Origin of the sequence: Kitasatospora sp. NPDC047058 (assembly GCF_040643935.1) — a bacterium.
In the GTDB taxonomy this organism is placed as follows: domain Bacteria; phylum Actinomycetota; class Actinomycetes; order Streptomycetales; family Streptomycetaceae; genus Kitasatospora.
In genome coordinates, this window is record NZ_JBEYVJ010000078.1 from 1 (window position 1) to 20,899 (window position 20,899).

Genomic DNA, 20,899 nt, shown 5'->3' on the forward strand with positions numbered 1-20,899 from the left:
GACGCCGGCCACCGGCCCGAGCAGCGGGATGCCGAGGTACTGGGCCATCGCCACCACGCCGACCTGGAGGGCGGAGGCATGCAGCACGAAGATCAAGCCCACCAGGCGTCCGCCGACGCCGCGTCGGCGAGCGCGCGCAGCTTGGCGACCGCCTCGGCCGGGTCCTCCGCCCCGTACACGGCCGAACCGGCCACGAAGACGTCCGCGCCGGCCTCGGCGCAGCGCTCGATGGTGCTCGCCGCGACGCCGCCGTCGACCTGCAGCCACAGCTCCAGCCCGTGCTTGTCGATCAGCTCCCGGGTACGGCGGATCTTCGGCAGCATGATGTCGAGGAAGGCCTGCCCGCCGAAGCCCGGCTCGACCGTCATGATCAGCAGCATGTCCAGCTCGGGCAGCAGGTCCTCGTAGGGCTCGATCGGCGTGCCCGGCTTGAGCGCCATCGAGGCGCGGGCGCCCTTGGCCCGGATCTCGCGGGCGAGCCGGACCGGCGCGGCGGCGGCCTCGACGTGGAAGGTGACGGAGCCGGCGCCGGCCTCGACGTACTGGGGGGCCCAGCGATCCGGGTCCTCGATCATCAGGTGGCAGTCGAGCGGGATGTCGGTGGCGCGGGCCAGCGACTCCACGATCGGGACCCCCAGCGTCAGGTTGGGCACGAAGTGGTTGTCCATCACGTCGACGTGCAGCCAGTCCGAACCCCTGACGGCCTCGGCCTCGTCGGCGAGCCGGGCGAAGTCCGCGGACAGGATGCTGGGGTTGATCTGCGCCATTACCGATGCCTTCGAACGAGGGGTCCGGTGCCGGGAGCGGGCACCTCGCCCCATCATCTCGCGGGGAACGGGCCCGACCGAAACCCGGCCCGTCCGGTCCGCGGGACGCCGCCGTGACCCTCATCACACCCGGGGCGGGGTTACCGCGACCGCCGCCGTGGTCATCAGCCCTGTGCAGCGCCCGTGTCGGCCCGCCGCCGGCCCCCGGCCCGCACGACGCCACCCGCCCCGCCCGCTCCGCGCACACGCACCACCGACCCCGGCACCACACAACCCGCACCGCACCTCCGCACCTCCGTACCACGCACCGCCCCCACTCCCGGCACCGACGACGCCCCGCGCACTCCGTGCCCGCCCGAGGAAGGCCTTCCGTTGACCGAACTGGTCCATCCCGCCCGCGCCCTGTGGTGGCTCTTCGAGCCGGTGCACGCCGTCACCTACTTCTCCCCCGAGGGCCGCGCCGCCTTCGAGGCCGCCGGGCTGCGCGGCTCCTGGCGCGGCTACTTCGGCGGCCGGTCCGCTCCGCTGGGCGCGGTGGAGGCGCCGCCGGTGATCGCCGCGTTCTTCAACTTCGCCCCCGCCATGGTCGAGCGCGCGCTGCCGGAGCTGTGGAAGCACGCCGGCCCGGAGGCCGTCCTGGCCGCCCGGATCGACGGCGCCTCGACGACCCTCGCGCGGCTGCTGGAGCACGTCGACCCGGAGCAGGTCGAGCTGGCCGCCGACCTGCTGGAGCGGGCCGTCGCCCGGCTGGACTGCGCCGGCCGGGTGCTGGCCGCCGCCAACGCGGTGCTCCCCCGCCCGGCCGGGGTGCACGGGCGGCTCTGGCAGGCCGCCACCGTGATGCGCGAGCACCGGGGCGACGGCCACGTCGCCGCGCTGGTCTCGGCCGGGCTGGACGGCTGCGAGGCGCTGGTGGTGCGGTGCGCGCTGGACGTCCGCCGCGAGGCGCTGCAGCCGTTCCGCGGCTGGACCGACGACGAGTGGGACGCGGCCACCGCCCGCCTGGCGGAACGCGGTTGGCTGACCGAGCGCGGCACGATCACCGAGTCCGGGCGGATCCGCCACCAAGCCCTGGAGGCCGCGACCGACCTGGCCGCCGCCCGCGTCTGGGAGAACCACCCGCGCGCCGAACTCGACCGGCTCGCCGCCGCGCTCAAGCCGATCTCGGCGCTCTGTCGCGGCGCGCTGCCCCCGGTCAACCCGATCGGGCTGCCCGCCAGCACCACCTGACCGCGCCGCCCGAGGTCACGTACCGCCGGGGGCCACGTACCACCGGGGTCACGTACCGCCGGGGTCACGTACCGCCCGGGACGGTCCCCTCCGCCCCGGGCGGGCCGAGCACGATCCCCCGGCCCGCGTAGAACCGGTCGAACTGCCGCCACGGCACGTGCGCGTAGGCCTGCGACACGCCCGCGAAGCCGGACGGGTTGTGGATCACCAGCGCCGTGCCCGTGGTGCCCACGGCCAGCACCAGGTGCCCGCCGCGCCGTTGGGGGTCGGGCCCCTCCGGGTCGCGGATCGCCGGGTGCACCGACAGCATCACCAGCCGTCCGCCGGCCACCTCCGCGGCCACCTCCCCGGGCGTCAACTCACGGGCCTGCGCGGCCAGTCCCCACCGCTCGCGGACGTACCCGGCGAACGGCGTGTGGATCAGGCCGCGCAACCGCTCGCCGTCCCGTTCGTACGCGCCGGCCTCCAGGCACTCCGCGGCCAGCTTCATCGCGGTCGGCGCCACGCCCCACCAGTGGTCCAGCGCCATCCGCAGGCAGGCCACCCCGCAGAGCCGCCACGACCAGTACTCGTACTCCTCCGGCGTGGCCGCCCCCGACTCGCCCCAGCGCGGGTCGTCCGCCGCGCTCACCGCGCCGCCCACGATCTCCCGCACCAGCCCCGGCGACTCCCACTGCGCGTAGTACGGCACGTCGTGCACCACGGCCGCGCCGCCGCCGCTCTCCTGCTCCTCGACCGTCCCCATCCCCCGACGCTCTCACGCCCGCCGGTCACAGCCGTCCCGCGACACTCCTGTCCCACGGGCCTCTTCCCCGTCCGTCCCCCGTCCCCGCCCGGGCGCCGCCCCGTCCCCCGGCCCCCGCCGTCGGGCTGTCGGACCCGCCCGCTAGGGTCGGTCCGGGTCACCAAGATCAAGGACGTCGACACGGGGGGCGGGCATGGGCATCGAGCAGGACTGGGACGCGCGCCTGCAACTCACGCCCGAGCAGCTGCCCGCGGGGCTGACACACCGGCCCAGCCGGGAGTTCCTGCTCCACGAGGGCCTGCCCGAAGCCGTGGCCTTCCTGGACTTCTACGCCCTCGACGCGCCCGTCCTGGAGCCCTTCACCCCCGAGGACGGTGCCGGCGCAGGCCGGGACGGCACCGGCGCGGACGGTGACGGCGGGGAGCTGCTGTTCGTCCTCGGCGAGACGACCTACACCGCCCACACCGCCATCGCGGGCGACGCCGTCGTCCTCGACGGGGTGACCGGCGAGGTCCTCCTCGCCTCCCGCCGCCGCGGCTCGCTCCGCCGGGACGTGCTCGCCACCGGGCTGCCCGCCCTGGTCGAGCTGATGCGCGAGGTCGACGCGGTGGCGCTGGCGGCCGAGGAGCCGGAGGCGATCGAGGGGGCCCGCGGGCCGGCGGTCGTCGCGGAGGTGGTCGAGGTGGTCCGGGCGCGGCTGCGCGCGATCGACCCGGCGCTCTTCGAGGCGTACGGCGACGCCGTCCCCCCGCACTGGGAGACGGCGCTGCTGGTCCGCTCGCTCGCCTGGGGCGCGCTGCCCGGCGGGCCGGGCGCGCTCGCGTACGAGGTCGGGCCGGAGCTGGTCGCCGACCTCGCCGCGCTCGCCGCCGACGGGCGGGTCCGCCGCTTCCGTCCGGAGGAGCTGCCGGCCGGGCTCACCCACGCACCGACCCGTCGGCTGCTGACCGAGATCGGCCTGCCGCTCGGCGGTGCGATGCTGGGCGTCCACGCGGACGGCCCGCTGATCACCATGGCCGAGGCCTACCCCGACTACTTCGCCCCCGCCGACGGCCCCGCCCCCGACCCGCAGAAGTGGGAGCGGGACCACCAGCGCCACCACCTCGCCCTGGCCGGCTGGCCGCACGACCTGGAGATCGCCCTCGACGGCGCCACCGGCCGCGTGGAGCTCCCGGCCTGGAACGACCCCGGCATACCCGAGGCCTACCTCAACCGGGACGTCTCCGCCCTCGTCTACGCCGTCTGGACGTGCGAGCGGCTGCGCGCCGAACGGCGGTGGTGGGACTACGGCCGCGCCAAGGACGTCTGGCAGGTCTTCGACCCGGCGGCACTCCTCGACGGCGTGGCCGTGGGCGTGGTCGCGGCGCTCGACCCGGAGGCGTTCGCCGGCCCCGACCACTCCTGGCAGCTCCTCGCCGACGACGACCACATGGGCGGCCTGCTTTAGGGGGTCTCGGCGGCCTCGGTGACCTCGGCGGCCCCGGCCTCGGCCCCGGCCTCCTCCGCGGGGGCGGCGGCCGCCTTCGAGCGGTAGGCGAACCGGTCCGCCGCGCGGCGCCCGCGGCGCTCGATCGGCAGCGAGCCGGTGGCCCCGGCGAGCCCGAACGGCGGCATGTCGAAGTAGATCGCCTCGTAGGAACCCTCCGGCGCGACGTACGTCTCGTGCCAGAGCCCGACGTGCTGCCGGGTCTTCCCGGCCTTCAGCTTGCGGTTGACGATGCCCCAGGCCTTGCGGTGGAAGGCGTCCGGCGCGGCGGCGTACCGGTAGAGCTTCTCCTTGGACTCCCAGTACTGGACCACGTAGTAGGTGCGCGGCGAGGCGGTCAGCAGGACGCGCCCGCGCAGCCCGCGGGACGGGTCCTCGGCCAGCTCCTGCAGCATCCGGAACATGGCCAGCATCACCGGCCCCCAGTGGTGCACGGCCCAGAAGCGGTTGATGCGCATCCCGATCAGCAGCACCACGGTGTCGCCGGTGGCGGCCGCGGTGGTGTGGCCCGGAATCGGTTTCGCTGACACGTCTGCCTCCAGCTGTCCCCTCGCCCTATGTAAGCGGTGATTACATCAGCGGCCGACAGTCCGGTCAAGGCTCCGCGCAAGCTCAAATACCCACCGGTTACGGCCGGTTGGCGATCCCTTGGCCGAAGGTGTCCAGCACCTGCACGGCCAGCTCCTCCGCCTTCTCCGGCGGCAGGTACCCGTCGATGATCATCTGTGCGAGCCCGTACACCAGCGCCTGCCCGGCCAGCCCGACCAGCTCCGGATCCCCGGGCTTCAGCAGGCCCGCCTCCTGGTCCGCGACGATGAAGCAGGTGAGCGCCGCGTCGATCCCGGACAGCCGCTCCCGCAACTCCGGCTGCCAGGACGACGCGAACACCCGCGACCGGAGCAGCTCGAACCGGTGCGGGTGGCGCAGCACGTACCGGACGACCCCGAGCCCGACCGCCCGCATCGCCGACCGCCCGTCCCCCTCCCCGGCCGCGGCCAGCTGCCACCGCGCGAAATCGGCCAGCACCCGGTCCGCCAGGGCCGTCAACAGGGCCTGCCGGTCGGCGAAATGCCGGAACGGCGCCCCGGCCGACACCCCCGCCCGGCGGGCCACCTCCCGCATCCCGACCGCGTCCGACCCGGCCTCGTCCAGTACCTCGAGCGCCGCTGTGACCAGCGCCTCGGGCAGCGAACCGTGGTGATAACTGCCCCGCCGGGCCGGCCTCTCCGTCATGGCAGCAAGTGCTACCACAGCTCGCCGGGGCAGGCGCCGCGCTCCGCTGCCGGGGCGGCGGGCGGCGGGGCAGCAGGGCGGCGGAAAACCTCTGGCGGATCACCGGGACCGGCGCTAGGCTCGCCCGCGATGACGACTTCCTCCCTCTCGCGATTGGGGGCCCGTTCCGCGCAAGGTGAGTGCTGATGCCCACTCACACCGCGAACGGGGATTCCCGACTGTCCTTCTGGCTGCGCGTGCGCGAGTTCGCCGTGCCGCCCTCCGTGATCGAGACTGCGACCGCCCGCCGATCCGTCGGGGACTGGGCGGGGGCGTGCGCCGCCGCCGGTTTCGACGCCGATGTCGACCTGCGTACCGTGACCCGCACCCGGGGCCGGGCGCTCGCCGCGCAGGTCCGGGCCGATCTGCGCCGGCTGGCTCCCGACCTGCTGCGCTGGCACCTGCCGAGGATCGCTCCCGACGGACTGCTGCGCCCGGGCCTGACCGTCACGCTCGCGCGGTACGACACCGGCGCGGGCGACCGGGCCGGCCCGGTGCACCTGGTGGCCCGGACGCCGCCGGCCTGGGCTGACGGCGGCCAGCGGGTCAGCCTGGCGCTGTGGGACGGCTCCCGCGGCGACCCGGGCACCCGCCTCCATCCGCACCCCCGCCCCAACCGACGGTTCCGCCTCGACCTGCACCGCCATCTGTGGGACGCGCAGCGCTCCGGTGAGCTGCGGGTCCGCTCCGGGGCGGACCGGCCACCGGAAGGTGACATGCCGGCGGAGGGTCCGGACGCCCTAGGGGCGCTGCCCCTGCCGCAGCACTGGGCCGTCGGCCGGTGGGCGGCCGAGGCGCGCCTCCTGCTCCACGCCGAGGGCCGGACGGCCGGCCCCGTCGCCGTCCGGCTGGGCGGCCGGCACCGGCTGGTACTGGACCTCGGCGCGGCCCCGGACCCGACCCCGGACATCGACCTGGACCTGGACCTGGACGCGGACCGGAGCGCGGACGGACCCGTCGGCGGACTGCCCGGCCTGCGCCGGGCGCCGGCCGGCGCCGCCGCGCTGCCGGTCCTCCCCGACGCGGCGACCTGGGTGCTGCCCGACCTCGAACTGCTCCGCACCGGCGCGATCGGGGCCGACCGGCTGCATCCCCTGGTCGCCGCGGCCCTGGCGCCGGACCACGGGCCGACCGGACCGGCCGCGGGGCTCCCGGCCGCCGACGCGGCCGGGCCGCGGTTCGTCGACTGCCGGGGCGCCCGGCACCGGATCGGGCTGGTCGACGGCGTCCTGTCGCCGCTGGACCACGACCCGGCCGAGCTCCGCCGCGAGGAGCTGCTGGCCGCCCTGGGCGGCACGCCGCTGCCCTGTCTGCAGGCCGTCGACCAGGCGCACCGCCGGCCGGAGTGCCTCAGCGGGGTCCGCGAACGCCTGGACCACGGCGACACCGCCGGTGCGCTGGCCGTCGTCGAGGGCCTGCTCGGCCCCGGCGCGGTGCTGCGCAGCGGCGCCCTCCAGGACGAACTGCAGGCGGCCGCGGAGCGGCGGGTCCTCCACGGGCTGTTCCGGGCCGGCCTGGTCGAGCCCGGCCTCGTCCCCGGACCGGTCCCGCGGCCGCCGCAGGTCTGGGCCCGCAACCACAGCCGCAACCGCAACGGCTCCCGCCGGCGTCACGCCACCTTCCGCTGACCTCCCGCGCCCGTCGCGCGGCGCACCGTCATGCCCGTCCACGAACCCCCGAGGTGATCGAACATGCCCACGTCCACCCTGCCCGCACCCACGTCCGCGCCTGCCCTGCCCGCACCCGCACCCGCACCTGCGCCTGCGCCTGCGCCCGCCCAACTCGACGTGGCCGGCGCCCTGTCGGCCCTGCTGCGCGACACCACCACCGAGCCGCGTGACGACGTCCAGCTGGAGGCCCTGACCCTCGCCGTGGCCGCCGACCTCCCGGTGCTGCTCTGGGGCGAGCCCGGCATCGGCAAGACCGCGGCGCTCACCCAGCTCGCCGCCGCCCTGGACCTCCCGCTGACCACGGTGATCGCCAGCGTGCACGAGCCGTCCGACTTCTCCGGGCTGCCGCTGCTCGGCGACGATCCCGCCGAACAGGGCGTCCCGATGGCCCCGCCGGACTGGGCGGTCCGGCTGGTCCGGTCCGGCCGGGGGCTGCTGTTCCTGGACGAGCTGTCCACCGCCCCGCCGGCCGTCCAGGCCGCGCTGCTCCGCCTCGTCCTGGAGCGGCGGATCGGCTCCCTGCAACTGCCGCCCGGGGTCCGGATCGTGGCCGCGGCCAATCCGCGCGCCTCGGCGGCGGACGGCTGGGAGCTGAGCCCGCCGCTGGCCAACCGGTTCGTCCACCTGCAGTGGACGCACGATCACGAGGTCGTGGTGCGCGGCCTCGGCGGCACCTGGCCCCGGGCCACCCTGCCCCGGCTGGACCCGGAACGGCTGCCGGAGGCGGTGGCCTTCGCCCGCCGGGCGGTGTGCGGACTGCTCACCGCCCGCCCCGCGCTGGTGCACCGGCTGCCGAGCAACGAGAGCCGCCGGGGCGGCGCGTGGCCGTCGCCCCGGAGCTGGGACATGACGCTCTCCCTGATCGCCTTCGCGACCGCGGCCGGCTCCTCCCGGGAGGTCCTCTCCCTGCTGGTCCGGGGCACCGTGGGGGACGGCCCCGGCCTGGAGCTGCTGGCGAGCCTGGACCGGATGGACCTCCCCGACCCCGAGACGCTGCTCGCCGACCCGGCGGCCGCCGACCTGCCCGAACGGGGGGACCTGCGGCAGGCCGTGCTCGACGGCGTGGTGGCCGCGGTGCGCGAACGCCCGGAGCGGGCCCGCTGGGACGCGGCCTGGGCGCTGCTGGTCCGGGCGCTGGAGACGGGCGCCCCGGACCTCGTGGTCGTCCCGGCCACCACGCTCGCCTCGCTGCGGCGGGAGGACTGGGACGTCCCGGCGTCGATCGAGACGCTCGCCGGGGCGGTGACCCTGTCCACGCGGGCGGACCGGGCGGCCGACCGGGTCGCGGCGGTCGCCGCCAAGGCGGGCCGGTGAACCCGGACACGACGGTGCGCCCGGGCCCGGCGGTGCGCCCGGGCCCGGCAGTGCGCCCGGCGGCAGCGGCGGGCCCCGGGGCGCTCGACCGCGAGAAGCTCTTCGCCGCGCGGCTCTGTGCCGCCCGGGCCCGGCCCTACCTGGCGACCGCGCTGTTCGCCCTGCACCCCGTCGAGTCCCGGCACGTCCCGACGATGGCCGTCGACCGGCACTGGCGCTGCTACGTCTCGCCGGCGTTCGTCGCCCGCACGCCGGTGGAGGACCTCGCCGCCGTCTGGGTGCACGAGGTGTCGCACCTGCTGCGCGACCACCACGGCCGCAGCGACCGGGTGGCCCGCGAGCGCGGTCTGACCGGCCCGGCGGACCGCCTCCGGATGAACATCGCCGCGGACTTCGAGATCAACGACGACGCGTTCGGCGACGGGCTGGTCACGCCCCGGGACGCCGCCCTGCCGGAGGTGTTGGGGCTGCCGGACGGCCTGCTGATGGAGGACTACCTGCGCCGGTTCCGGCTCGGGCAGCACACCGAACTCCTGGCCTGGCTGGACTGCGGCAGCGGTGCCGACGGGCTCGACCGGGAGTGGGACCTCGGCCCGGACGGCGCGCACGGGCTCAGCGCGCAGGAGCGGGACGCCGTCCGGTTCCGGGTGGCGCAGGGCATCACCGGCCGGCCGGGGTCGGCCTCGAAGGGGTGGCGGCGCTGGGCCGAGGAGGTGTTCCACCCGCCGCAGCCGTGGCGGGAGTTGCTGGGCGCCGCGGTCCGCTCGGCGGTGTCCGGTGCCGGCGCGGGCGAGGACTACAGCTACGGCCGCCCCGCGCGGCGCTCGGCGGCGCTGCCCGGGGCCGTGCTGCCGAGCCTGCGGCGCAGGCCGCCCCGGGTCGCGGTGGTGGTCGACACCTCCGGCTCGGTCAGCGACGCCGAACTGGGCAGCGCGCTGCTGGAGGTGACGGCGATCTCCCGGGCCGTGGGCGGCCGGCGCGACCTGGTCACCGTGCTGCCCTGCGACGCGGCGGCCCGGGTCGTGCACCCGCTCTGCCGCGCGGAGGGGATCCCGTTGGTGGGCGGCGGGGGCACCAACCTGCGGGCGGGCTTCACCAGGGCCCTCGGCCTGCGGCCCCGGCCGGACGTCCTGGTGGTGCTGACCGACGGCCAGACCCGCTGGCCGGACTCCCGGCCGCCGTGCCGGACGGTCATCGGCCTGTTCCCGCGGCGGTCCGGAATCCCGTCCTGGGCCGAGGACGATCCCGACTACCGGCCGGACCTGCCGCCGGAGTGGGCGCGGGTGGTGGAGATCGGGTCCGCCTCCGGATGAGCCCCGCCGCAGCAGCCCCGCCGGACGGGGCGGGGCCGGCGGGGGCCGGGCACCGTACGCACCCGGCCCCGGCCCCGCCCCGGCGGGGTTGGTCGGACGGGCCTACCAGGCGTAGTCCTCCGGGGCCGGCTTGTGGCCGGGGAAGAGCTCGTCCAGCCGGTCCAGCGTCTTCTGGTCGAGCTCGACGTCGAGCGCGGCTTCCGCCGTGTCGAGGTGGGCCAGGGTCCGCGGGCCGACGATCGGCGCGGTGACGGCGGGCCGGCCGAGCAGCCAGGCGAGACCGAGGACGGCCGGGTCCAGGCCGAGCTCGTCGGCGAGGTCCTCGTAGGCCTGGATGCGCTCGCGGTTGGCGTCCAGGATCTGGCCGGCGTGGCCGCTGACCCCGCGTACGGCGAGGCCCTCGCGCTCCTTGCGCAGGACGCCGCCGAGCAGGCCGCTGCGGAGCGGACCCCAGGGCAGCAGGCCGAGGCCGTAGTGCTGGAGCGCGGGGATGACCTCCAGCTCGACCGTGCGGTCGATCAGGTTGTAGAGGGACTGCTCGCTGACCAGTCCGAGGAAGTGCCGGGCCCGGGCGGCCTCCTGGGCCTGGGCGAGGTGCCAGCCGGCGAAGTTGCTGGAGCCGACGTAGATGACCTTGCCCTGGGCGACCAGGACCTCCATCGCCTGCCAGATCTCCTCCCAGGGCGTGTCGCGGTCGATGTGGTGCATCTGGAGGAGGTCGATGTGGTCGGTGCCGAGACGGCGCAGGCTGGCCTCCACGGCCCGCCGGACGGCGAGCGCGGAGAGCCGCCCCTCGTTGGGCCAGTCGCCCATCGGCGCGTACGCCTTGGTGGCGAGCACGGTCCGCTCGCGGCGGCCGCCGCCCTGGGCGAACCATCTGCCGATGATCTCCTCGGTGCGGCCCTTCAGGTTTCCTTCGCTGTCGCGGCCGTAGGCGTTGGCGGTGTCGAAGAAGTTGATGCCCCGGTCGTGGGCGCTGTCCATGATCAGGTGGGCGTCCGACTCCTCGGTGTGCGGGCCGAAGTTCATGGTGCCCAGGCAGAGTCGGGAGACGGTCAGGCCGGTGCGGCCGAGGTGGGTGAACTCCATGCCGCCCACCTTCGGCCGCGCTGCCACCGCTGTCCAGCACATTCCGCCGGGCAGGCCTGCACCGGGCGAAGATCGTCCGAAACCGGCCAGGCGCCGCCGGCCCGGACACGGCCTCCGACCGCGCACGGTCCCGTGCGCCCCACTCGCACCGCGCCTGAAGGGAGCTGACGACGCGCCGGGTCTACCGGGGGTGCGCCGCCGGGCGGCGGCTGCCGGGCACCAGGAGCCAGAGCAGCCAGGCGCCGGTGCCGAGGATCAGCATGTTGACGGCGATCTGCCACGGGGCTTCGCCGAAGCCCGTGTCCCAGCCGCCGAGCCACGCCTCCATCAGCGAACCGGTCAGGAACCAGAGGCCCAGGTCCGCGAGGACCACCGCCGCCCACACCGCCATCGGGTGCCAGCGCGGCCAGGGCACCGCGTGCAGCACGGCGAGCACGGCCGTGGTGCCGAGGGCGATCGGCAGCAGGTCGTCCCGCACCAGGTCCAGGTAGTTCCACGGCAGGGCGGTGCCGGTGATCCAGATCAGGGCGAAGCTCCCGATGAAGCGCACCAGCACGGCCGCCGCCACCTGCGGAGCCGACCGGTCGGGGGCCGGTGCCACCGCGGTCGGCGCCGCGGCCGGCGGTCCGGGGAACGCCCCGGGGTGGGCGGCCGGCCCGAACGACGGCACCGGCGGCACCACAACCGCCTGCGGCACCGGCGCGGTCGGCGGCAGCGCACCGGCCTGCGGCACCGCAACGGCCTGCGGCACCGGCGGTGTCGCCGGAGCCCCCGCCCCGCCCTGGGCCGGGACCCACACCGCGCCGCCCGCCGCGACGTCCGGCGCCGTCGGCACCGGCGGACCGAACGCCCCCGCGCCGGCCCCCGCCGCGGCCCCCGTCCGCGCCACCGCGTCCAGCGCCGCCAGCGCCTGCTCCGCCGACGCCCGCTGCGCCGGGTCCTTGGCCAGCAGCGCGGCCAGCAGCGGCGCCAGCGCGCCCGCGCGGACGGCCGGTCGCGGCTCCTTCGTCACCACGGCCACGCACAGCGCCCCGAAGGTGTCCCCGCTGAACGGCATCTCGCCCTCGACCGCCGCGTACAGCGTCGCGCCGAGCGACCAGAGGTCGTTGGCGGGCGCCGCCGGCCTCCCCTCCAACTGCTCGGGGGCCATGTAGGCGGGCGTGCCGATGACCGTGCCGGTGCGGGTCAGCGCCGTGGTGGCGTCGGCCATGTGCGCGATGCCGAAGTCGGTCAGGATCACCCGCTCGCCCATCAGCAGGACGTTGTCCGGCTTGAGGTCACGGTGGACGATGCCCGCCGCGTGGGCCTGCCGGAGCGCCTTGACCATCGCCACGCCGATCTCCGCCACCCGCGCCACCGGCAGCGCGCCGTCGCGGGCGATGACGGTGCCCAGCGAGGCCCCGGTGACGAACTCCATCACGATGACCGGCGCGCCCTCGTGCTCGGCCACGTCGTGGACGGTGATGATCCCGGGGTGGTTGAGCCGGGCGGCGGCCCGCGCCTCGCGCAGCACGCGCTGGACGAGCTGCTCGCGCTCGGCCTCGGTGACGCCCTGCGGGATCAGCACCTCCTTCACGGCGACGTCGCGCCCCAGGGTGGTGTCCCAGCCGCGCCAGACCCGCCCCATGCCGCCCTGGCCGATCAGCTCCTGGAGCTGGTAACGACCCCCGACCAGTGCCCCGTTCACCCCTGTCACGGGGCTCACCCTAGCGCCACGGCCCCGTGCCGGGACTGGCGCCCCGTCAAATCGGTTCCGCCCGCGGGCAGGCGCCACGTACCGTGGGCACGCCGACGGTCCCGACGCCGGCGCGTCCGTGCCGGCCCGAAGCGTCGTGCCCGCACAACCGCACCCGAAGAACAGGACGAGCACCGTGCAGCACCTCCACGGCTGGGCCGACGAGCGGTTCGGCGCCGTCGCCGACGCCTTCGCCCGCAACCACGCCGACTTCCCCGAACTCGGCTCCGCGGTGACGGTGTTCGCCGGCGGGCGGAAGGTCGCCGAGCTGTGGGGCGGGGTGGCGGACGAACGCACCGGGCGCGCCTGGCAGGCGGACACCCTCGTCCCGGTGTTCTCCTGTGCCAAGGGCCTGGTCGCCGTCTGCGCCCACCTGCTGGCCCAGCAGGGCCGGCTGGACCTGGACGCCCCGGTGAGCCGCTACTGGCCGGAGTTCGCGCAGCACGGCAAGGAGGCCGTCACCTGCCGGATGGTGCTCGGCCACCGCGCGGGCGTCCCCGCCCTGGACGCGGTGCTCGGCTTCGAGGAGATCGCCGCCTGGACGCCCGTCGTCCGCGCGATCGAGGCGCAGCAGCCGCTCTGGGAGCCCGGCACGACGTACGAGTACCACGGCCACGTGCTGGGCTTCCTGGTCGGCGAGGTGATCCGGCGGATCACCGGCCTCACCCCGGGGGCGTTCTTCCGCAAGGAGATCGGCGGGCCGCTCGGCCTGGACGCCTGGATCGGCCTGCCCGGCACCGAACTCGGCCGGCTGGCCCGGCTGGCGGAGGCCGAGGGCCGCCGCCCGATGCCCGGCCCCGAGCACCTGCTGACCCGGATCGTCACCATGAACGGTGCGCTGGTCTTCCCCGGGCTGGACGAGCCGCACGGCTGGAACGACCCCGACCTGCACGCGATCGAGCTGCCCGGCGCGGGTGCCGTCGCCTCCGCGACCGGCCTGGCCGGCCTGTACGCGGCGGCCGTCACCGGGCTGGACGGCGGCGAGCGCCTGCTCTCCCCCGCCACCATGACCGACGCCCTCCGCGAACTCTCCTCCGGCGCGGGCTTCCTGGGCTTCGACATGGGTGCCCGCTGGGGCTCCGGCGTGCTGCTGGAGTCGCCGTCCTTCCGTCCGATGCTCGGCGCCCGCAGCTTCGGCAACGACGGCGCCGGCGGCCAGTTCGCCTTCGGTGACGACGAGTTCGGCGTCGGCTTCGCCTACGTCGCCAACCGCATGATCGGCCACGGCGACGCCCGGGCCAACCGCCTGGTCGACGCGGTCCGCGCCTCCCTCGGCGGCTGAGGCCGGGACCGGGACAGCCGGAGGGGGACGTCGGACGCCGGCGTCCCCCTCCGCTTCGCACGACCGCCAGGCCCACGGCGGCCCGTGCGCTCAGCCGCCCGCGGCGTCGGCAGCGGGCCGCCGCCAGCCGTTCCCAACTGCCCCATCGGGCAACGTTCTTCGCCTCCTCCGGCAGTCACCGGCGCTGTCATTGACACCCGAAGTTGGTCTAGTCCACCGTGGGGGAACCTCCCTCACCCCCCTGCCGCCCCGGCCGGCCGCGCCTCCGCGCGCGCCCCACCGCCGGCGGCCGGTCACGGACGACCCACGACCGCCCACCGAACGGAGAACCGGCATGCGCAGAATCTGTCTGGCCCTGCCCACGAACCGGCCCTGCGCCGACACGATCGCGGCGATCGGCGACGAGGCGGCGTACGCGGCCGGGCGGTTCGGCGCCGAGGTCCACCTGCTGGTCCTGGACTCCTCCGACACGCCGTCCCGCGCCGAACACGCCCGCGCCGCCCGGGCATTGACCCCGGTGCCGGGCGTCACCGTCCACCACCTGGACGAGGAACAGCAACGCGCCTTCCTCCGCACGGTGATCCACCGCTCCGGAGCCCCCGGACCGGACGACCTGCTCGACCTGATGCTCCCGGACACCGTCTCCTACGGCGCCTGCACCAACCGCGCCTTCCTCCTCGCCACCGCCCTCGGCTGCACCTCCGTCCACCGCCGCGACTCCGACAGCACCTACCAACTCCTCCACGGCGAACCCGTGTTCCCGATCCACCACGAACTGCTCACCCTCGGCAGACGCGCCGCCGACGCCGCCGCCGACGTCTCCACGAGCGAGCTGCAGCCGGCCGACGCCGAGAAGCCGGTGTCGCTGGTCGGCGGCTCGTTCATCGGCGAACTCTCCGTCGACGTCGGCGAGATCAGGGAGCTGGACCCGCAGGTCTACCACGACGTGGTGAGCCTGTGGGCCCCGCCGGTCTGGTCGGACGAGCAGAAGCAGGAGCTGGTGGAGGCGTCGTTCACCGGCGGCGGCACCGAGCCGTTCACCCACGACCGGTCGGTGCTGGGCGCGCCCGACATCTGGCGGGTGGACATGTGCAACATCGCGCTCGACCACGAGGTCTACGAGCGCGTCCCACTGCCACCGGCGACCGAGACCCTCGGCAGCGACTACTTCCTGCTGCACGTCGCCCTCGACGCCACGCTGCCCGGGGTCGTGCACAACCGCCACATCGTGAACCACTACACCCCCGGCCGGCGGACCGGCCCCGGCTTCACCGCGTACCAGCTGCGCTTCACCAGGTTCCTGCTCTCCATGCTCTACCTCCACCCCGTCTACGGCGAGATGATCGCGACCGGCGCCGCCCTGCTGGACGAGCGGCACCGCGTGCGGGCCGACGCGATCCTGGACGCGGTGCGGCGCAGCGCCGGCCGGGACCGCGCGGAGAACGTCCGGCGACTGGACGTCCTGGACCGCGGCTACCGCGAACTCGGCGGCAGGTACGCCGAGTTCGCCGACCACCTGGCACCCCGGCGGGCGCAACTGCTGGACGAGGCTCAGGCGGACGCCGAGTCGTTCGCCAGGCTCATCGAGGCATGGGGCCCACTGGTGAAGGCCGCCCGCGACACCGCCGCCCCCGGCACCACCGCCCGCGACAGCGCCGCCCCCGGCGCCGGGGACTCCGCCCCCGCAGGGTCCGCCGTCAAGGGGTCGGAGTAGATGCCCGGCGACCTCGACCTCACCTTCCGCCGGCTGGCCGAGGCCGACTGGGACACCGTGGTGGAGCTGGAGGCCGCCGCCTACGCCGCGGACGGCCTCTCCGAGGGCGGGGCGTCCCTCCGGGCCCGGGGCCGCTCCTCCCCCGACACCTGCTACGTGGTGGAGCACGGCGGCCGGGTCATCGGCTACCTGCTGAGCCTGCCGTACCCCCTCTACCGCTGCCCGGAGCTCGGCACGGTGGAGCCCGCCGCCCCGCCGGCCGACGATCCGCCCCGCAACCTCCACGTCCACGACCTGGTCATCGCCGAGGAGTGGCGCAGCAGGGACGTCGCCCTGCGGTTCATGCGCCACCTCCGGGAGGAGGCGCGGGGCGGGGGCTTCGAGCGGATCTCGATGGTGGCGGTGCGGCGCAGCGACATCCTGCTCGGCATGCTCGGCTACCGCCGCCACCGCGAGGTCGCCGTCCCGGCGTGCTACGGCGGGCGCGCGGTCTACATGTCGATGGCGGTCTGACGCCCGGTCACCTCCTTCGAAACGGCGGCGCCGGCCGGGCCGGGTCCCTTCCGCTGCCGCCCGCCGCCCTCCCGGCCGCCCCAGGCGCGCGCCTCACCCCACGATGCGCGGCAGGGTCACCCGCACCCACTCCTCCGGCTGCGACAGGTGCGGAGCGTGACCGCCGCCCTCGTACAGATGCCGCTCGGCCTTCGGCAGCGCGAGGTCGATCATGTCCAGCACCTCGCCGTACAGCGGCGCGCTGTCGTCGCTCTGGGTGAGCAGCGCGGGCTCGGCGTAGCCGGCGAGGGCGGCCAGGTCGAGGTCCAGCGCGTCCGGGTCCCGCAGTTCGTCCAGGTAGGTCGGCGCGTTGCGGATGTACGTGTGCCGGATCGGCGCGGGCAGCTGCGCCCACGCCCCCGGCCCGTACGCGAGCGTCTCCACGTACAGCTCCGCCGCGGCCGCCGACTCGGCCTGCTCCAGCAGCTCCCGGACGGCGGTGACCCGCTCGGCGAAGGCGGTCCCGATCGGCCGCAGGTCCGGGTCGGCGAGCAGCATCGACGTCCCCGGCGGCTCGTGCACGGCGAGGCCGCGCAGCAGGTCGGGCCGGACGGAGGCCAGCCGGAGGACGATCAGCGAGCCGTAGGAGTCCCCGCAGACGTAGGCCGGCGCGAGCCCGAGCCCCTCGATCAGACCGGCCAGGTCGGCCGCGTCCTCGTGCACCGACCCCTGGGTGAGCAGGTCCTCGCTGCGGCTGTGCCCGCGCCGGTCGTACGCGACGACGCCGGCCTGCTCGGCCAGTCCGGGCACCACCCGCGCCCAGCTGTCGGCGTCGCTCCAGGACCCGTGCACCAGCACCACCCCGGGCCCGGACCCGCGGGCCTCGTAGTACAGCGACACCCCGTTCACCCTGATCTCGGCCATCGCGAGCCTCCCGACCTCGGTCGTGCTCCAGCCCCTTCCCCACCAGCCTGACACACGCCCGTCGGGACCGGTCGTATCCGGCCGACCGCGCATCCGCCCGGCCCCGGCGGCCCCGCCACGGGCAGTGACGGGGTGCCGCTCCGGCCTCCGGCGTCACCCGCCCCGGCCGGCCCACACGGGCGCCTCCCCTCCCGCGGGGATGTCGAGGACGGCGAGGAAGGCCGCCGCCGCCGGTGTGCTGCCGACGCGGTTCCAGACCACGTACTCGACCCGGGCCGGCGCGTCGGTGACCTCGACGGTGGTCACACCGGTGAGCTGCGGCACGAACGCGGCGGGGAGCATCGCGACGCCGAGGCCCTGCGCGACCAGCCGGACGATGAAGTCCGCGGTGGTCACCTCGAACGCGACGTCACGGCCCAGACCCGCGGCCGCGAACGCCTGGTCGGACTGGATGCGCCCGGCCGTCCCGGCCGGCAGGTCGACGAACACCTCTGTGGACAGCCGGCGGAGGTCGACCGCCGGCTCGCCGGCGAGCGGATGGTCCGGCGCGACCACCGCGACCAGCCGGTCCCGGACGAGTTCGCGGGCGGCGACGCCGGGGAGCCGCGCCGTGGTCGGCAGCCCGAGGAACGCCACGTCGAGGGCCCCCTCCCGCACCTGCTCCATGAGGTCGTCGCTCGCCCCCACCCGCAGGCTGATGCGCACGTGCGGGTACCGCTCGCGGAAGTCGCGCAGCGCCCCCGGGACGTCGGCCGCCGTGACGGTCGGGATCAGCCCGACCGCCAGCCGCCCGCGCACCTCCCCGACCGCCGCCGCGACCTCGGCGGCGGCCCGCTCGGCGGCGTCCAGGCACTGCCGGGCGGCCGGGAGGAACGCCTCGCCGGCCGGCGTCAGCCGCACCCGCCGGCTGGTGCGCTCGAACAGCCGGGCGCCCAGTTCCCGCTCCAGGCGCGCGATCTGGTGACTGAGCGCGGACTGGACGACCAGGCACCGCTCGGCGGCCCGGGTGAAGCTGTTCGTCTCGGCGACGGCGACGACGTACCGCATCTGCTGGAGCTCCATGGATCCATCGTGGATCACGATCGATGCACTGACAAACATGTCTTGGACTCATCGATCACTCCCGGGCCAGACTTCGAGCCATGACGAGTGAGACCACCCTCAGGACCTCCGGCGGAGCCGCCGGCACCGGCCACCGGGGCCACGGAACGGCCGGCACCATCCCCCGCACCGCCCTGACGGCGCTCGCTCCCGCCGTGTGGGGCACGACCTACGTCGTCACCACCGAGTTCCTGCCGTCCGGGCACCCGCTCTTCGCGGGGCTCCTGCGCGCGCTGCCGGCCGGGCTGATCGCCCTCGCCGTCACCCGGACGCTGCCGCGCGGGGCCTGGTGGGGGAAGGCCGCGGTGCTCGGCGTCCTCAACATCGGCCTCTTCATGCCGCTCCTGTTCCTCGCGGCCGAGCGCCTGCCGGGCGGCGTCGCCGCCACCCTGTCCGCGGCCCAGCCCCTGGTCGTCACCCTCCTGGCCGTCACCGTGCTGCACGAGCGCCTCTCCGCCCGGCGTCTCGTCTGGGGCCTGACGGGCCTGATCGGCGTCGGCCTCGTCGTGATCGGCCCGAACGCGGCCCTCGACACCGCCGGGATCGCGGCGGGCCTGGCCGGCGCGGTCACGATGGGGCTCGGCGTGACGCTCACCAAGCGCTGGGGACGCCCCGCCGGGGTCGGCCCGCTGGCCTTCGCCGGCTGGCAACTCACCGCCGGGGGGCTGTTCCTGGCGCCCGTCACCGCCCTGGCGGAGGGCGCACCGCCCGCCGTCGACTCGCGGGCCGCCCTCGGCTACCTCTGGCTGGGCCTGGTCGGCGGCCTGCTCACCTACCTGCTCTGGTTCCAGGGCATCGCCACCCTGCCGGTGACCTCCGTCGCGGTACTCGGCCTGCTCTCCCCGCTGGTCGCCGCCACCCTCGGCGCCCTCCTCCTCGGCCAGACGCTCGGCCCGGTCCAGCTCCTGGGCTTCGGCCTCTCGCTCGCCGCGATCGTCGCCGGACAGCTCCCTCCGCGGACCCCGACCCCGGCGGACCACGCCAAATAGTCGAATCCATCCGGCGCCAATCCCCATTCTTTCCAAGGAGATTGACCGAAGCAACCCCACCTTCCGGGGCCCCAGCGGTCATTGACACAAGATCACATGGGTTAGGGTTACTGACGGGTAGTCAACCGCGGTTGCGCCCGTACCACCACTATTCGAAGGAGAACCATGCTTCGACGCTTCACGACCGTCGCCCTGGCCGCCGCCATCGCCAGCGGCGCGCTGCTCGCCATCGCCCCCGCCCAGAGCGCGTCCGCCGGGACCATCACCTGCGACGTCAACGCCCTCCGGGACCGCGCCCACCAGCTGCGCAGCCAGGGCAACTGGCGGCTGGCGAACGCCCTCGACGCACAGGCCCAGGCCTGCGAGGACGCCGACAACAACATGCACCGCTGGGGCTGAGCCCGATCCGGTCCCTCCTGGCCGGTCCGCCGTCGGCGGGCCGGCCAGGCCCGTTCAGTTCGACCGGTAGTAGAGCTCGACGGGGGTGCGCGCCTCCTCGAACAGGGCCGGGCCGTCCTGGGCCACCGTCGGCCAGGCCCCCGAGTCCGGGTTGAGTCCGACGAGCTGCTCGGTGGAGAGCGCGAAGACGACCCGGCCGATCCCGGAGCGGACGAGGCCCCCGGCGCACATGCCGCACGGCTGGCAGCTGGTGTACAGGGTGGTGCGCGCGGCCGCCTCCGGGTCGAGTTCGCGGGCCGCCCAGCGGGCCAGCTTCAGCTCCGGGTGGGCGCTGATGTCGCGGTCACGGCGCACCGTGTTGTGGGCCTCGGCGAGAACCGTACCGTCCGGGCCGGCCACCAGCGATCCGTACGGCGCGTCGCCGTCGGCGACGGCCGCGGTCGCGAGGCGGATCGCGCGGCGCAGGAGCGCTTCGTCGGCGGGAGTGATCATGATGCCGTCCTCCAATGGGTGGCCACCTCGGTGAGTGCCTGCCAGGCCTCTTGCGGTCGGCGGATCTCCTCAGGATCGCCGTGGTAGGGGTCCAGGACGACGGTCGCCGCGCCCAGCCGGCGGAGTCGTCCGAGGTCGTCGAGGACCTGCTCGACGGTTCCGACGCCGGCCGGTCGCCCAGGGTCGTCGACCGGGGTCCCGGTCAGCCGCAGGGCGATGCGGGGCGCGAACCCCGGGAGCGAGTGCTCCGCGAGGACCGTGCGCATCCGGGCGAGGGGGAGCCGCAGCGGGTGCCAGGCGTCCCCGAACCTGGCGGCACGGCGCAGCGCCGCCGGGCTGTGCCCGCCGACCCAGACGGGGATGGGGGCGACGCCGCCCTCCGCGCGCCAGGTGTCCCGCAGGGTGGCCAGGCACTCGTCGGTCAGCCGGCCGCGTTCCGCGAACGGCACGCCGAGCGCGTCGAACTCCTGACGAGCCCAGCCGACGCCGACCCCGAGCACCAGCCGGCCACCGCTCAGCCGGTCAAGGTCGCCGGCCATCCGCGCCACCAACAGCGGATGCCGGTACGGGAGCACCAGCACGGTCGTGCCCAGCCGCACCCGGCTGGTGACGCCGGCCAGCCAGGACAGTGTGGTGAACGGCTCGTAGAACGGCTCCGGGTACCGCCCGGCCACGTCCGGGGTGACGGCCACGTGATCCGACACCATGAGCAGGTCGAAGCCGAGCTCCTCCACGATCCGCGCCCAGTCGCGCAGCACGCCGGGATCGGTACCAGGCCCGAAGTTCGGTACGTTGACGCCAAGTTGCATGATCCGAGGCTATCCCGGCGATCACCCCGGGTAGAACCCGATCTTCCCGGCGATGGCGCCCTTCTGCCGTGATTCC

20 protein-coding genes are annotated in these 20,899 nt (G+C 75.6%); 10 read left to right on the forward strand and 10 right to left on the reverse strand.

Annotation, left to right across the window (positions count from 1 at the left end):
* Nucleotides 1-92: 92 nt before the first annotated feature.
* Nucleotides 93-767 carry a ribulose-phosphate 3-epimerase gene (gene rpe, locus ABZ885_RS14995; protein WP_360187742.1) on the reverse strand — a complete coding sequence of 225 codons (675 nt, stop codon included), beginning with the start codon at nt 765-767 and terminating at the stop codon, nt 93-95.
* A gap of 372 nt (nt 768-1,139) precedes the next feature.
* Between rpe and ABZ885_RS15000 the strand changes: the two genes are divergently transcribed.
* On the forward strand, nt 1,140-1,997 hold the full coding sequence (locus ABZ885_RS15000; RefSeq protein ID WP_360187744.1) for a hypothetical protein: 858 nt from the start codon (nt 1,140-1,142) through the stop codon (nt 1,995-1,997).
* 64 nt (nt 1,998-2,061) lie between these two features.
* On the opposite strand, the gene ABZ885_RS15005 is transcribed toward ABZ885_RS15000, so the two are convergent.
* Entirely contained in the window at nt 2,062-2,742 is a 681-nt protein-coding gene (locus ABZ885_RS15005) for a C39 family peptidase (protein ID WP_360187746.1), read from the reverse strand.
* 193 nt (nt 2,743-2,935) lie between these two features.
* Between ABZ885_RS15005 and ABZ885_RS15010 the strand changes: the two genes are divergently transcribed.
* On the forward strand, nt 2,936-4,189 hold the full coding sequence (locus tag ABZ885_RS15010) for an SUKH-4 family immunity protein (protein ID WP_360187748.1): 1,254 nt from the start codon (nt 2,936-2,938) through the stop codon (nt 4,187-4,189).
* Here the strand turns inward: ABZ885_RS15010 and ABZ885_RS15015 are convergent.
* Together ABZ885_RS15015 and ABZ885_RS15020 are read right to left on the reverse strand one after the other, a co-directional pair.
* Complete coding sequence (locus ABZ885_RS15015; RefSeq protein ID WP_360187750.1) at nt 4,186-4,758, reverse strand: DUF4188 domain-containing protein; 573 nt, start codon at nt 4,756-4,758, stop codon at nt 4,186-4,188. The genes ABZ885_RS15010 and ABZ885_RS15015 overlap by 4 nt on opposite strands.
* A 97-nt stretch (nt 4,759-4,855) precedes the next feature.
* On the reverse strand, nt 4,856-5,461 hold the full coding sequence (locus tag ABZ885_RS15020) for a TetR/AcrR family transcriptional regulator (RefSeq protein ID WP_360187752.1): 606 nt from the start codon (nt 5,459-5,461) through the stop codon (nt 4,856-4,858).
* A gap of 185 nt (nt 5,462-5,646) precedes the next feature.
* On the opposite strand from ABZ885_RS15020, the gene ABZ885_RS15025 reads away from it, so the two are divergent.
* From ABZ885_RS15025 to ABZ885_RS15035, 3 genes are all read left to right on the forward strand, one after another.
* Nucleotides 5,647-7,128: a hypothetical protein gene (locus tag ABZ885_RS15025; RefSeq protein WP_360187754.1), complete on the forward strand. Its 1,482-nt coding sequence runs from the start codon at nt 5,647-5,649 to the stop codon at nt 7,126-7,128.
* 63 nt (nt 7,129-7,191) lie between these two features.
* Nucleotides 7,192-8,484, forward strand: a complete 1,293-nt coding sequence (locus ABZ885_RS15030) for an AAA family ATPase (RefSeq protein WP_360187756.1) — start codon at nt 7,192-7,194, stop codon at nt 8,482-8,484.
* Between the two features lie 50 nt (nt 8,485-8,534).
* Complete coding sequence (locus ABZ885_RS15035; protein ID WP_360187791.1) at nt 8,535-9,797, forward strand: VWA-like domain-containing protein; 1,263 nt, start codon at nt 8,535-8,537, stop codon at nt 9,795-9,797.
* 102 nt (nt 9,798-9,899) lie between these two features.
* Here the strand turns inward: ABZ885_RS15035 and ABZ885_RS15040 are convergent, their stop codons facing one another.
* Together ABZ885_RS15040 and ABZ885_RS15045 are read right to left on the reverse strand one after the other, a co-directional pair.
* Nucleotides 9,900-10,886: an aldo/keto reductase gene (locus ABZ885_RS15040; protein WP_360187758.1), complete on the reverse strand. Its 987-nt coding sequence runs from the start codon at nt 10,884-10,886 to the stop codon at nt 9,900-9,902.
* 181 nt (nt 10,887-11,067) lie between these two features.
* Nucleotides 11,068-12,582, reverse strand: coding sequence for a serine/threonine-protein kinase (locus ABZ885_RS15045; RefSeq protein WP_360187760.1), 1,515 nt, complete (start codon nt 12,580-12,582; stop codon nt 11,068-11,070).
* A gap of 175 nt (nt 12,583-12,757) precedes the next feature.
* Between ABZ885_RS15045 and ABZ885_RS15050 the strand changes: the two genes are divergently transcribed.
* From ABZ885_RS15050 to ABZ885_RS15060, 3 genes are all read left to right on the forward strand, one after another.
* Complete coding sequence (locus ABZ885_RS15050; RefSeq protein WP_360187762.1) at nt 12,758-13,903, forward strand: serine hydrolase domain-containing protein; 1,146 nt, start codon at nt 12,758-12,760, stop codon at nt 13,901-13,903.
* 334 nt (nt 13,904-14,237) lie between these two features.
* Nucleotides 14,238-15,617: a DUF6271 family protein gene (locus ABZ885_RS15055; protein ID WP_360187764.1), complete on the forward strand. Its 1,380-nt coding sequence runs from the start codon at nt 14,238-14,240 to the stop codon at nt 15,615-15,617.
* Nucleotides 15,618-16,130 (forward strand): GNAT family N-acetyltransferase, encoded by a 513-nt coding sequence (locus ABZ885_RS15060; RefSeq protein ID WP_360187766.1) that lies wholly within the window; start codon nt 15,618-15,620, stop codon nt 16,128-16,130. It abuts the gene before it with no gap.
* A 93-nt stretch (nt 16,131-16,223) separates the two neighbouring features.
* On the opposite strand, the gene ABZ885_RS15065 is transcribed toward ABZ885_RS15060, so the two are convergent.
* Both ABZ885_RS15065 and ABZ885_RS15070 read right to left on the reverse strand, forming a co-directional pair.
* Nucleotides 16,224-17,033 (reverse strand): alpha/beta hydrolase, encoded by an 810-nt coding sequence (locus ABZ885_RS15065; protein WP_360187767.1) that lies wholly within the window; start codon nt 17,031-17,033, stop codon nt 16,224-16,226.
* Between the two features lie 153 nt (nt 17,034-17,186).
* Complete coding sequence (locus tag ABZ885_RS15070; RefSeq protein WP_360187769.1) at nt 17,187-18,095, reverse strand: LysR family transcriptional regulator; 909 nt, start codon at nt 18,093-18,095, stop codon at nt 17,187-17,189.
* 80 nt (nt 18,096-18,175) lie between these two features.
* Between ABZ885_RS15070 and ABZ885_RS15075 the strand changes: the two genes are divergently transcribed.
* Complete coding sequence (locus ABZ885_RS15075) at nt 18,176-19,123, forward strand: EamA family transporter (protein ID WP_360187771.1); 948 nt, start codon at nt 18,176-18,178, stop codon at nt 19,121-19,123.
* Nucleotides 19,124-19,288: 165 nt separating this feature from the next.
* Nucleotides 19,289-19,522: a hypothetical protein gene (locus tag ABZ885_RS15080; RefSeq protein WP_360187773.1), complete on the forward strand. Its 234-nt coding sequence runs from the start codon at nt 19,289-19,291 to the stop codon at nt 19,520-19,522.
* 54 nt (nt 19,523-19,576) lie between these two features.
* On the opposite strand, the gene ABZ885_RS15085 is transcribed toward ABZ885_RS15080, so the two are convergent.
* Both ABZ885_RS15085 and ABZ885_RS15090 read right to left on the reverse strand, forming a co-directional pair.
* A complete protein-coding gene (locus ABZ885_RS15085; protein WP_360187775.1) occupies nt 19,577-20,014 on the reverse strand; it encodes a nucleoside deaminase in 438 nt (145 codons plus the stop codon).
* Nucleotides 20,011-20,823, reverse strand: coding sequence for an LLM class flavin-dependent oxidoreductase (locus tag ABZ885_RS15090; RefSeq protein ID WP_360187776.1), 813 nt, complete (start codon nt 20,821-20,823; stop codon nt 20,011-20,013). The genes ABZ885_RS15085 and ABZ885_RS15090 overlap by 4 nt, the downstream gene beginning before the upstream one ends.
* Nucleotides 20,824-20,899 lie beyond the last annotated feature (76 nt).